Source organism: Mesorhizobium sp. USDA 4132, assembly GCF_056279545.1.
Window position 1 is genome coordinate 4509917 of sequence record NZ_JBWCCP010000001.1, and the last position, 12078, is coordinate 4521994.

Sequence of the window (12078 nt, forward strand, 5' to 3'; positions counted from 1 at the left end):
CCCGGGGACGTTGAAGCTCGCTCAAATCTCTCTTTGGGCAGCCCGAAACACCCTTTCCGTCGTCATCCTCGGGCTCGACCCGAGGACCCACGCCGCACGCTCAGAGCATACCATCCAGCAACATCAGTGCCGGAAATGCCGCATTCCGGTAAACACCATCGCCACGCCATGTTCGTCGGCAGCGGCGATCACCTCGTCGTCACGCATCGAACCACCCGGTTGGATAACCGCCGTGGCGCCGGCCGCAATGGCCGACAGCAGGCCGTCCGCGAACGGGAAGAACGCTTCCGAGGCGACCGCGGAACCCTTTGTCATCGGCTCGGCCCAGCCCATTGCCCTGGCCGCCTCTTCCGCCTTGATGCCGGCGATGCGGGCGGAATCGATGCGGCTCATCTGGCCAGCACCGATGCCGGCCGTCTGGCCGTTTTTGGCGTAGACGACCGCATTCGACTTCACGTGCTTGGCGACCTTGAAGGCGAACTTCATGTCTTCGAGTTCGGTCGCCGACGGCGCGCGCTTGGTGACGACGCGCAGGTCGATATCCTCGACCATGCCGTTGTCGCGAGTCTGGACCAGCAGGCCGCCCGAAACGGTCTTCGCCGTCAGCCCGCGCGAGCGCGGGTCCGGCAGGCCACCGGTCACCAGCAGACGCAGGTTCTTCTTGGCGGCGATGATCGCCTGGGCTTCATCGGAAACTTCCGGCGCGATGATCACTTCCGTGAACAGCTTGACGATCTCCTCGGCCGTCTCGGCGTCCAAAAGCTGGTTGACCGCGATGATGCCGCCGAAGGCCGAGGTGGAATCGCAGGCGAGCGCCCGCAGATAAGCTTCCTTGAGGCTTGGGCCGGTCGCCACGCCGCAGGGGTTGGCGTGCTTGATGATCGCGCAGGCCGGCGCCTTTTCGGGCGAGAACTCGGCAATCAGCTCGAAAGCGCCGTCGGTGTCGTTGATATTGTTGTAGGAGAGCTGCTTGCCCTGCAGCAGTTTTGCGGTCGCGACACCGGGGCGGTTTTCACCGGTCACGTAGAAGCCGGCGCTCTGGTGCGGGTTCTCGCCGTAGCGCATCTCTTCCTTCAGCACCCCGCCGATCGTCCGGTAGCGGGGAATTTCGATGTCAAGCGCTTCCGCAAACCAGTTCGAGATCGCCGTGTCGTAGGCGGCGGTGCGGGCATAGGCCTTCGCCGCGAGCTTCTGGCGGAAGGCATAGACGGTCTGGCCATCGTTCGAACGCAGCGCCTCGATGAGGGCAGGATAGTCGGAAGGATCGGTAACGGTGGTCACATAGGCATGGTTCTTGGCCGACGCGCGGATCATCGCCGGACCGCCGATATCAATATTTTCGACCGTCGTCGGGTAGTCGCCGCCAGCGGCGCGCACCTCCTCGAACGGATAGAGGTTGATGACGGCAAGATCGATGCCCTCGATGCCGTGTTCCTTCATCGCCGCGACATGTTCCGCATCGTCGCGGATCGCCAGCAGACCGCCATGCACCGTCGGATGCAGCGTCTTCACCCGGCCATCCATAATTTCCGGAAAACCGGTGACTTCCGATACGTCCGTCACGGCGAGACCGGCGGCAGCGATCGCCTTGTGGGTACCACCCGTCGACAGCAGCTTCACGCCCTGCTCGGTGAGCGCCTGGGCAAGCTCGATGATACCGGTCTTGTCGGAGACCGAGAGCAGTGCGGTGCGAATCCTGATGCGATCGGGAGCGGGGATTTTCTTGGAAACGACGGCCATCGGTCTCTCCTGGAAACGCGCCGCGGGACCCGGCGCAAAGGTAAGATCGCCGCCCGTTAGCACAGCTTGGCAGAAGAAGAAACGGCCTATTCGCCGCGTCTCAGCATCCAGCGTATTTCCGAGGTCTCCGGCGGAGAAAACTCGATGACCAGCTGCTGACTCGGCCGCACCCCGGAGACGTCGGCAAAAAAGATATCCTCGTCGATCATCACCTGAAGCCCCGGTGCCGCAAAGATCCAGGTCTCGCCATCAGGCGCACGCATGGTGACGCTCTCCTCGTCCCGTCGCGAAAGGTTGATGACGGGATGGATGTGGAAACGCGCAACCGCCAGGAGAGCCTCGTTATCGGGCGCTTCGCCCTCGGGCAGGAAAAGCCGGTCATGTCCCTTGATCTTGTTGCCCTTCGCATTGAGGCCGATTTCACGCTCGTGGAAATAACCTAACTGATGGACATAACCGTCATGGCTGGCGCGCAGCCAGTCATTGCCATGCATGTCGTCCCAGCGCTCCACCTCCACCTCCGAAACGCCGCCGAGCAGCATGGAACCTGCGAAGCGGGACCGGATGATGCGGCTGGACGATGTCTCATTGAGCGTCACCGTCGAATGGGCGGGGGTCGAGCGGGCCATGTGCCGGTAGTTCCGTCCTGCATATTTCGGCGAGCCGCAATTGACGATGAAACGATGCCGACCGGCCGACATCTCGAAGGAAAGACAACCCGCATGCGCGCCGCGGGAAAGACCCGGAGAAAGCGGACGGCCGGTATCGACGATCAGCGTCGTGCCGTCCGCCGAGAGGCGATGATAGTTCATGTGCGGCAGCGCCTTGAACGGCTTGCCGGCGGTCTCGTCGTAGCGCAGCACCGACATCAGCTCGCTCGCCGGCGTCGAGCTCGCACCGTTGAAAAGCGCCAGATCCCCGTCCTGATGGCGAAAGAAGCGCAGCGCCGGATACATTCGGTCGATCGTGGGGATGAGTTTTTGCGGCAGGTCGTGGCCGAGATTGATATAGGTCTGGCGAAGCGGCAGGAGATCAATCAGTAGGTCGAGCACCGCACGTGGATTGCGGGACACATGCCCGCCATCGGCAAGGATCTGACGTTCCAGCTCCCGATCCAGCCGTCTGCCCTCACGACGGATATAGGCAGCCCGCGTCGGCATCGAGATCGAGGCCATGGCAAGCGCGATCCTGAGCCTCAGCCGCGTATCGCCCTCCGGCGTGCAGCCGGCTATCTTTCTCAGATAACGGACCTGGTAGGCGAGGCTTTTCATGAAACGGCGGTAGAAGCCGGCCTCTGCGCCCTGCAGCACCACCGTCGAATGGGAAAGCCAGGCGATCACCCGTTCCGCCGCGACATGCGCCTCCCAGGCAATGCCTTGCGGATCTCGGCCATAAAGCGCGATCCAGTCGGCGACCACCTGACGGGCGCCGGCACAGGCGGCTTCCGTCTTGTTGGTGCGGATATGACGCAGCCAGGCAAACGAATGCAGCCGCTCCGCCGCCGCCCGGGACGGCAGCTCGACGGAGAACGGCGATTGGCCATAGGTTTCGAGTATCCGTCCCGCGAGCGGGAACCGACCTTCCAGGATTTCCTCCGCCACGAACGGGTCGAGCGCCCGCAGATCCGTCGGCGCGACAATCAGCCGATCCGGCACCTGCATGGAAAACGAGGTCACGGCCAAGCGGAATCCGGCGGAACGCCGGCAAAGGCGCCGCCAGATTTCCCGCAAGCCGAAGGACAAAAGCCTCCGGCGATCCGCGAGCCGCATCTTCAATCTGGACACTCCGCAGGAATCAGCCTCCGCCCCGCCGGCGGGAATCAACTATTAGATTGTTCGAAAGTATCGGTCCGTATGGTGAAGAAAGCCTTACCGGACCTGGAGCACGCTTGCGAAGAAGCCATCCATGCCGCCCACAAAATTTTCGCGGGCGGGCAGCATCGCAGGCGTGGTGCGAAATTCGCCGAGCGGCGAGATCGCCCCTTCCAGCCCCGGCCAGTCCTCAGGATTGACGGCCACCCGTTTCAATTCGGGATGGTCCTTGAGCACGCGCACGACCAGTTCCTCCCCCTCCAGCGAATCGAGCGAGCAATTGGAGAAAACGATAGTGCCGCCCGGTTTCACCAGCGTGACGGCGTGGCGCAGCATCTTTTCCTGGAGGGCTGCGAGCTTCGCCACATCCTCCGGTCCCTTGGTCCAGAGCACGTCCGGATGCCGGCGCGTCGTGCCGGTCGAGGAGCAGGGCGCGTCCAGCAGCACGCCGTCCAGCAACTCTGCCGGCTTGAATTCGAAAAGGTCGCCGCCGACCAGCTCCGCCTCGTAACCGAGCCGCCCAAGATTTTCCTTGAGCCGTGCCAACCGGTTGACGGATTGCTCGACCGCGATCACCTCCGCACCGGCCGCAATCAGCTGCGCAGTCTTGCCACCGGGCGCCGCGCAGAGATCTGCGACCTTCTTGCCCTTCAGATCGCCGAACAGCTTTGCCGGAATGCTGGCTGCAACATCCTGCACCCACCAGACACCCTCATCGAACCCTTCGAGCGCGGAAACCGCACCATCGAAGGCCGTCAGGCGAATGCTGCCGGTCGGCAGAACCGTACCGCCGAGCTTTTCCGCCCAGGCGGCTGGATCGGATTTGACCGTCAGGTCGATAGCTGCCGGAACAAGCTGGGCCTCGGCGATACGATCCGCCTCCGCCTCGCCATAGAGGGCGACCAAGCGCTTGCGGAACCATGCCGGTACCGGGGAAATCGTTGCGGTCGCGGCAAGGATCTCGTCCTTTTCCCGGTCCATCCGGCGCAGGACCGCATTCACCAGCTTGGCGAAACGGCGGTTGCGCGGATCACGGTTGGCCTGTTCGACCGCAAGGTCGACGGCCGCATGCGGCGGCACGTCGAGATGCAGGATCTGCGCGGCAGCGATCACTAGCACATGGTGAAGCGCCCGAGCGCCTTCCGGCAGCGGCGTGTCGATCAGCGACGCGATCGCCGCCTCGATGCGCGGCAGATGACGAAGCGCTGTATTGAGAATGGCGCGTGTCAGCGCCCGGTCGGCATCGCTGAGCGCCCGATAGGCCGGATTGCCGTGGACGAGGTCGAGCATGCCGTCGAGCGAAATCTTGCGATCGATGACAGCCGCCAGCAACTTGGCGGCCGTGACACGAACTTCGAAGCCCGCCTTGAAGGGGCCGCTTTCGCGCTCCGAGTGAGCCGGTCTCCTGCGCTGTTCGGCTGGTTTGCCCGATGGCTTGTATGGCTTCTTGTTCTTCTTGTCTTCGTTCAAGACCAGGGACCTTTACGCGGTTCATCCGAGCCGCGGCCCCAACCGGTATTCGGAACGGAGCGCGCGGTGCGCTGCGGTCTATCAGCCTGGAACCCGGCCGTCGAGGCACCGTTGCGGAACTCACCGGCCATCTGCTGAAGCGCGGCGATACGGTTCCCGGTGTCCGGGTGAGTCGAGAACAGGTTGTCCATGCGCTCGCCCGACAGCGGGTTGATGATGAACATATGCGCCGTCGCCGGATTGCGTTCGGCTTCGTAGTTCGGGATCTGATGCGCCGCACCGGCGATCTTGCCGAGTGCGGAGGCAAGCCACAGCGGATTGCCGCAGATCTCGGCGCCGCGACGGTCGGCCGAATATTCGCGCGTCCGGCTGATCGCCATCTGCACCAGCATCGCCGCGAACGGAGCGACGATCATCGCCACCAGCACGCCGACGAAACCGAGCGGATTGTTGTTTTCGCGATTGCCGCCGAAGAAAAAGGCGAAATTGCCGAGCATCGAAATCGCGCCGGCAAGCGTCGCGGTGATCGTCATGGTCAGCGTATCGCGGTTCTGGATATGCGCGAGCTCATGCGCCATCACCCCCGCCACTTCCTCGTGCGTCAGCCGCTGCATCAGCCCGGTGGAAGCCGCAACGGCGGCGTTCTGCGGGTTGCGGCCGGTCGCAAAGGCGTTCGGCTGCGGATTGTCGTAGACATAGACTTTTGGCATCGGCAGGCCGGCATTGGCCGAAAGATCGCGGATCATGTTGTAGAATTCCGGCGCACTGCGCGCATCCACTTCCTGCGCATGATAGGCCGAAAGCACCATCTTGTCGGAATTCCAGTAGGAAAACAGGTTCATGCCGGCAGCGATCACCAGCGCGATCATCATGCCGCCCGTGCCGCCGATCAGGAAGCCGATCCCCATGAACAGGGCCGTCATGAAGGCCAGAAGCATGGCGGTGCGCATTACATTCATCGTCATCTCTCCCGTTGCCGATATCGCCCAAAGGCCTTTAAAGGGTTTTCCCCCAGGCGCGAACGCCTTATGATGTGGTCAATTCACCCAGAGTTTTCAATAATCCACCCGGCGAAGCCCAAGATGCAGAACGCAGATAACGACAATTCGGAAACCGCCCCGGAAGAGGAAGCTCCCAGGAAACCGCTTACTCCAGCTGCCGAGCGTGCCCTCAAGGAAGCCGAGGAACGCCGCCAGGCAGCGGCCAAGGCCGAACTGCCCGAAGAATTCGGCGGCCGCGGCGGCGCCGACCCCGCCCGCTTCGGCGACTGGGAGATCAACGGCCGGGCGATCGATTTCTAAGTAAATATTCCTATTGACTTCCTCCATGGATCGGAATTTATTCCTTTCCATGATCAAGCCCCTTCTGATTCTCACTGGCATCGCCGCGGTCTTCACCACCGGAGTTGAAGCGCGTGACGAAATCTCGGGGCCGGTGACGGCGGAAATCCTGCGGGTCATCGACGGCGATACGCTGCTGGTCGAAGCGCAGCCCTGGCCGCAGCAGAAGATGGAAGTTTATGTGCGTATTCGGGGCATTGACGCGCCGGAGTTGAAATCGAAATGCGAGCGGCTCCGCGAGGCGGGCCTCGATGCCCAACGGGCGCTCGAAGCGCTGACCGCCCAATCACGTAAAATTCAGCTCACCCATATTTCCGGCGATAAATATTACGGTCGCATCGTCGCTGACGTCGTGCTCTCCGATGGCCGCAGCGCCGGCGGCGACCTGCTGCTCGCGGGCCTCGTGCAGCCCTATGACGGCGGACGCAAGCCGCGCGAAGTCTGCGAAGCAGGCTAGCGCAATCTTGAGATTTAAGTGGTTGCTTGCTTTAGAGACGTCGCAAACCTACCGTTACGGCGGGGGTAAGTATGAAGCGACTCACTATTTCTGTCCTGTTTATAGCTGGTTTCGCTGCCTCGGTTGCCGAAGCAAAGACCTGCAAGGAAGTCGACAGCTGCGAAGAAGCCGTGAAAATCTGGTGTGACGGCTATCGTCGGGCGGATGCCGATAAGGATGGCATTCCTTGCGAAAACGTCTGCCGCGCGCGCGACCAAGTCGAAGAAATCCAATCCCGTCTCGGATGCTGAAAAGGCCGCCCGGTTTCCCGAGCAGCCTTTAAGTTCAATCAGCCCGCCTTGTTCTGGCGGTTGGCGATCAGATCGTCCACCACGCCCGGATCAGCGAGCGTCGAGATATCCCCCAGCGAGCCAAAGTCGTCCTCGGCGATCTTGCGCAGGATGCGGCGCATGATCTTGCCGGAACGGGTTTTTGGCAGGCCGGGCGCGAATTGGATCTTGTCCGGCTGGGCAATCGGGCCGATCTCTTGGCGCACATGCTTCACCAGTTCCTGGCGCAGCGCGTCGCTGCCTTCGTGGCCGGACATCAGGGTCACGTAGCAATAGATGCCCTGGCCCTTGATATTGTGCGGATAACCGACGACCGCCGCTTCCGACACGAGATTGTGTGAGACGAGCGCCGATTCCACTTCCGCCGTGCCGAGCCGGTGACCGGAGACGTTCAGCACGTCGTCGACGCGGCCGGTAATCCAGTAATAACCGTCCTCGTCCCGCCGGCAGCCGTCGCCGGTGAAATATTTCCCCTTGTAGGTGGAGAAATAGGCCTGGATGAAGCGGTCGTGGTCGCCGTAGAGCGTGCGCATCATGCCCGGCCAGCTGTCCGCGATGCAGAGATTGCCGTCGGCCGCGCCTTCCAGCACCTTGCCCTCGTTATCCACCAGTTCGGGCTTCACGCCGAAGAACGGTTTGGTGGCCGAACCCGGCTTCAGGTCGGTGGCACCCGGCAGCGGGGTGATCATGTGGCCGCCGGTTTCCGTCTGCCACCAGGTATCGACGACCGGGCAGCGCTTGTCGCCGACCACGTTGTAATACCATTCCCAGGCTTCCGGGTTGATCGGTTCGCCGACCGTGCCAAGCAGGCGCAGGCTTGTCCGCGAGGAGCGTTTCACGAACTCGTCGCCGGCACCCATCAGCGAACGGATCGCCGTCGGCGCGGTGTAGAAGATGTTGACCTTGTGCTTATCGATGATTTCCCAGAAACGGCCTTGATCGGGGAAGTTCGGCACGCCTTCGAACATCAGCGAGGTGGCGCAGTTCGCCAGCGGCCCGTAGACGATGTAGGAATGGCCGGTCACCCAGCCCACATCCGCCGTGCACCAGTAGATGTCGCCGTCATGGTAGTCGAACGTATATTCGTGGGTCATCGCCGCGAAGACGAGGTAACCGCCAGTCGTGTGCAGCACGCCCTTCGGCTTTCCGGTCGAGCCCGAAGTGTAGAGGATGAACAGCGGATCTTCCGCCTTCATCTTCGCCGGCTCGCAGTGCTCCTTCACAGTGGCTATTTCCTGGTGGTACCAGAGGTCGCGGCCAGGCGCCCAGCCGGTCTTGCCGCCAGTGCGGCGCACCACCACGACCTTGTTAACGATCACGTGCTGGCGGGCCGCGATGTGGATCGCCGTATCGGTATTGTCCTTGAGCGGCACCGGCTTGCCACCGCGGACGCCCTCGTCGCAGGTGATCACGAAGGTAGACTGGCAGTCGATGATACGTCCGGCCAGCGCTTCCGGCGAAAACCCGCCAAACACGACCGAATGTACCGCGCCGATACGGGCGCAGGCGAGCATCGCATAGGCCGCTTCGGGGATCATCGGCATGTAGATGGTGACGCGGTCGCCCTTCTTGACGCCGTGTTTCTTCAAGACGTTGGCCAGCCGGCAGACCTGATCGTAAAGCTGGTTATAGGTGATCTTCTTGTCGATATAGGGGTTGTCGCCCTCCCAGATCAGCGCGGTGCGCTCACCATGGGTCTTCAGGTGCCGGTCGATGCAGTTGTAGGAAACGTTGGTCAGACCGTCCTCGAACCATTTGATCGAGACCTTGCCCTTGAAGGACGTGTTCTTGACTTTGGTATAGGGCTTGAACCAGTCAATGCGCCTGCCGTGTTTGCCCCAGAACTTGTCCGGATCCTCGACGCTCTCCTCGTACCACTTCTCGTATCTATCCTTGTCGATGAGCGCTTTCGCTTTGGCGGACTTGAGAACCGGGTAGACTTTTTCCGACATGAACACCTCCCTGAATTGGCACGCATAACGACGCATCGAGCCGTCAGCGATATGTGCCGCATTCATAACAGGTGAGGCAAGAGCGGCAATTAGACAAACGGTTCATCTCGGTGCGACGATCTCGCTTCAAAGATTTGCAATTCTGTCCCAATTCGATTATAGGGCGGTAAATTCCCGGAAATTGTGGTTGATACCCACGGCCCGCGACACCGGCGCGGACGGACAGAGGACCTATACCCATGGCTCAACAATTGCTCATGCCGAAGGCGACCGCTGTATGGCTGGTCGACAATACCGCGCTTTCCTTCGAACAGATCGCCAATTTCTGCAAGCTCCACCCGCTCGAGGTGAAAGCCATTGCGGATGGCGAAGCGGCGCAGGGCATCAAGGGCCTCGACCCGATCGCAACAGGCCAGCTTTCGCGCGATGAAATCGAGCGCGGCGAAAAGGACATCAACCACAAGCTGAAGCTGTCCGAGCCGAAGGTTCGCGTGCCGGAATCGAAGCGCCGCGGCCCGCGCTATACGCCGGTCTCCAAGCGCCAGGATCGCCCGAACGCCATTCTCTGGCTGGTTCGCAACCATCCTGAACTCAAGGACGCGCAAATCTCCCGCCTCGTCGGCACCACCAAGTCGACGATCGAGCAGATCCGCGAGCGCACCCACTGGAACTCGACCAACCTGACGCCGATGGATCCGGTGACGCTTGGCCTCTGCAGCCAGATCGACCTCGACCTCGAAGTGGAGCGCGCTTCCAAGGGTCGTCCGCTGCCGACCGCCGCCGAACTCGGCGCTTCCTTGCAGCCGGCGAGCGAAACCGAAAACCTCGGTTTCAATTATCGCAACGAGCGCGAGGAAGAGAAGGAAAAGGAGATCGACGCGGACGCCGTTTTTGCCAAGCTCTCGTCGCTCAAGTCCACCCGTCGCGACGACGACGAGGAAGACGACCGCTTCTGATCGAACCATTTCGATTGCATGAAAAAGCCCCGGAGACGATCCAGGGCTTTTTTCGTTCAGGCGCTCTGTTTCAGGCCACTGCCCTCGCGGGCATAACCGTTCGCCTTCAGGATCGCGGTGATCTCGTCCAGCACCGCTGCATCCTCGATCGTCGCCGGCATTTTCCACGGCATGTCGTCGGCAATCTTCTGCATCGTGCCGCGCAGGATCTTGCCCGATCGGGTCTTCGGCAGCTTATGAACCACCATCACCGTCTTGAACGCCGCCACCGGGCCGATCTCGTTGCGCACCAGCTCGGCCACTTCTCTCGCAATATCAGTGATTTCCCGTGAAACATGGTTCTTCAGCACCATGAAGCCGCAGGGGATCTGCCCCTTGGTGGCATCATGGACGCCGATTACCGCGCATTCTGCGACATCGGGATGTTTGGCGCAGACTTCCTCCATTGCCCCGGTCGAAAGCCGATGGCCGGCGCAGTTGATGATGTCATCGGTGCGCGCCATCACGAAGATATAACCGTCCTCGTCCATCACCCCGGCATCGGCCGTCTTGTAATACCCCGGGAACTCGTCAAGGCAAGCCTCGCGGAACCGCTGGTCAGCATTCCAGAAGCTGACGAGGCAGCCGGGCGGCAGCGGCAGCTTGATGACAATATTGCCGAGCGTCCCGCGCGGCACCGGATGGCCGGCATCGTCCAGCACGTCGAGCGCATAACCGGGCATCGGCCGCGTCGGCGAACCGTGCTTGACCGGCATCAGACCGAGCCCGACCGTGTTGGCGGCTACAGGCCAGCCCGTCTCCGTCTGCCACCAGTGATCGATCACCGGAATCTTGAGCTTCTGCTCGGCCCATTTCAGTGTTTCCGAATCGGCCCGCTCGCCGGCGAGGAACAAGGCTCGCATCCCGGTCAGGTCGTATTTTTCGACCAGTTCACCCTCCGGATCATCGCGGCGGATCGCGCGAAAGGCCGTCGGCGCCGTGAACAGCACTTTCACGTCGTGATCGCTGACGACCCGCCAGAACGTGCCGGCATCCGGCGTGCCCACCGGCTTGCCCTCGAAGATCACGCTTGTATTGCCGGTCAAGAGCGGTCCGTAGACGATATAGGAATGGCCGACGACCCAGCCGATATCGGATGCCGTCCAGAACACCTCCCCCGGCTTGATGCCGAAGATGTTCTCCATGCTCCAATGCAGCGCCACCATGTGGCCGCCATTGTCGCGCACGACGCCCTTGGGCTGGCCGGTCGTCCCGGACGTGTAGAGGATGTAGAGCGGGTCGGTCGCCTTGACCGGCACGCAGGGCACGTCCCTACCCCGCGCCTTTTCGACGGCCTCGGCGAAATCCAGCTCTCCACGCTCCGGCCGCAGTTCCGCCTGGAGCTGCTCGCGCTGCAGGATGAGGCAATGTTCGGGTTTCACGCGGGCGAGCTCGATCGCCTGGTCGAGCAGCGGCTTATAGGCGACGATGCGGCCCGGCTCGAGGCCGCAGCTCGCACTGACCACCAGTTTCGCTTCCGAATCGTTCAGCCGCGCCGCCAGCTCCTGTGCCGCAAAGCCGCCGAACACCACCGAATGCACCGCCCCGAGCCGGGCACAGGCCAGCATCGAGAAAATCGCTTCCGGCACCATCGGCATGTAGATGACGACGCGGTCTCCCTTCCCGATGCCGAGATCACCCATAACCGCTGCGATCGCCTTCACCTCGTCGAGAACTTTGGCATAGGTGAAGGTCCGCTGTTTTCCAGTCATGGCGCTGTCGTGGATGAATGCGCGTTGACCGCCCCGGCCAGCCGCTACATGGCGGTCGAGACAGTTGTAGCAGGTATTGGTCTCGCCCCCGGTGAACCAGCGGCCATAGACCCCTTCGTCCTTGTCGAAGATCCTGTCCGGTTCCTTGAACCAATCGATGGCAGCGGAAGCGGCTCTCCAGAACTCTTCCGGATTCTTTTGCCAGCCTTCATAGATGTCGAAATAGCGGCTTTGCATCTGCACCTCCCGTCACATGAGCACAGCCCGGAATA

At 62.0% G+C, this 12078-nt stretch carries 10 protein-coding genes; 3 read left to right on the plus strand and 7 right to left on the minus strand.

What is annotated here, in order from left to right; all coding sequences use genetic code 11:
- Positions 1 to 123 precede the first annotated feature (123 nt).
- From purH to htpX, 4 genes are all read right to left on the minus strand, one after another.
- The gene (gene purH / locus ACZ9IU_RS22335; protein ID WP_038547299.1) at positions 124 to 1740 is read right to left on the minus strand and encodes a bifunctional phosphoribosylaminoimidazolecarboxamide formyltransferase/IMP cyclohydrolase; all 1617 of its coding nucleotides are present in this window, start codon (positions 1738 to 1740) and stop codon (positions 124 to 126) included.
- A gap of 86 nt (positions 1741 to 1826) precedes the next feature.
- Positions 1827 to 3509, minus strand: coding sequence for a heparinase II/III family protein (locus ACZ9IU_RS22340; RefSeq protein WP_038547302.1), 1683 nt, complete (start codon positions 3507 to 3509; stop codon positions 1827 to 1829).
- A 99-nt stretch (positions 3510 to 3608) separates the two neighbouring features.
- A complete protein-coding gene (locus tag ACZ9IU_RS22345) occupies positions 3609 to 5027 on the minus strand; it encodes an RsmB/NOP family class I SAM-dependent RNA methyltransferase (protein WP_080719243.1) in 1419 nt (472 codons plus the stop codon).
- Entirely contained in the window at positions 5018 to 5980 is a 963-nt protein-coding gene (gene htpX, locus ACZ9IU_RS22350; RefSeq protein WP_038547307.1) for a zinc metalloprotease HtpX, read from the minus strand. Before htpX ends, ACZ9IU_RS22345 begins: the two co-directional genes overlap by 10 nt.
- A 123-nt stretch (positions 5981 to 6103) precedes the next feature.
- Between htpX and ACZ9IU_RS22355 the strand changes: the two genes are divergently transcribed.
- Positions 6104 to 6322 carry a DUF1674 domain-containing protein gene (locus tag ACZ9IU_RS22355; RefSeq protein WP_038547309.1) on the plus strand — a complete coding sequence of 73 codons (219 nt, stop codon included), beginning with the start codon at positions 6104 to 6106 and terminating at the stop codon, positions 6320 to 6322.
- Positions 6323 to 6371: 49 nt separating this feature from the next.
- Positions 6372 to 6818 (plus strand): thermonuclease family protein, encoded by a 447-nt coding sequence (locus ACZ9IU_RS22360; RefSeq protein WP_038547312.1) that lies wholly within the window; start codon positions 6372 to 6374, stop codon positions 6816 to 6818.
- A 14-nt stretch (positions 6819 to 6832) separates the two neighbouring features.
- Here ACZ9IU_RS22360 and ACZ9IU_RS22365 read toward each other — a convergent pair whose 3' ends face one another.
- On the minus strand, positions 6833 to 7090 hold the full coding sequence (locus ACZ9IU_RS22365) for a hypothetical protein (RefSeq protein WP_366518548.1): 258 nt from the start codon (positions 7088 to 7090) through the stop codon (positions 6833 to 6835).
- A 56-nt stretch (positions 7091 to 7146) separates the two neighbouring features.
- On the minus strand, positions 7147 to 9099 hold the full coding sequence (gene acs, locus ACZ9IU_RS22370; protein WP_038547318.1) for an acetate--CoA ligase: 1953 nt from the start codon (positions 9097 to 9099) through the stop codon (positions 7147 to 7149).
- Between the two features lie 239 nt (positions 9100 to 9338).
- On the opposite strand from acs, the gene ACZ9IU_RS22375 reads away from it, so the two are divergent.
- Positions 9339 to 10055: a DUF1013 domain-containing protein gene (locus ACZ9IU_RS22375; RefSeq protein ID WP_038547321.1), complete on the plus strand. Its 717-nt coding sequence runs from the start codon at positions 9339 to 9341 to the stop codon at positions 10053 to 10055.
- 56 nt (positions 10056 to 10111) lie between these two features.
- Here the strand turns inward: ACZ9IU_RS22375 and ACZ9IU_RS22380 are convergent, their stop codons facing one another.
- Positions 10112 to 12043 carry a propionyl-CoA synthetase gene (locus ACZ9IU_RS22380; protein WP_051899900.1) on the minus strand — a complete coding sequence of 644 codons (1932 nt, stop codon included), beginning with the start codon at positions 12041 to 12043 and terminating at the stop codon, positions 10112 to 10114.
- Positions 12044 to 12078: the final 35 nt, after the last annotated feature.

Excerpts from the sequence above, each read along its gene's own strand:
- ACZ9IU_RS22375 (WP_038547321.1), top strand. The coding sequence starts at position 9,339 with ATGGCTCAACAATTGCTCATGCCGAAGGCGACCGCTGTATGGCTGGTC.
- htpX (WP_038547307.1), bottom strand. The coding sequence starts at position 5,980 with ATGAATGTAATGCGCACCGCCATGCTTCTGGCCTTCATGACGGCCCTG.
- acs (WP_038547318.1), bottom strand. The coding sequence starts at position 9,099 with ATGTCGGAAAAAGTCTACCCGGTTCTCAAGTCCGCCAAAGCGAAAGCG.
- ACZ9IU_RS22340 (WP_038547302.1), bottom strand. The coding sequence starts at position 3,509 with ATGCGGCTCGCGGATCGCCGGAGGCTTTTGTCCTTCGGCTTGCGGGAA.
- purH (WP_038547299.1), bottom strand. The coding sequence starts at position 1,740 with ATGGCCGTCGTTTCCAAGAAAATCCCCGCTCCCGATCGCATCAGGATT.
- ACZ9IU_RS22380 (WP_051899900.1), bottom strand. The coding sequence starts at position 12,043 with ATGCAAAGCCGCTATTTCGACATCTATGAAGGCTGGCAAAAGAATCCG.
- ACZ9IU_RS22355 (WP_038547309.1), top strand. The coding sequence starts at position 6,104 with ATGCAGAACGCAGATAACGACAATTCGGAAACCGCCCCGGAAGAGGAA.
- ACZ9IU_RS22360 (WP_038547312.1), top strand. The coding sequence starts at position 6,372 with ATGATCAAGCCCCTTCTGATTCTCACTGGCATCGCCGCGGTCTTCACC.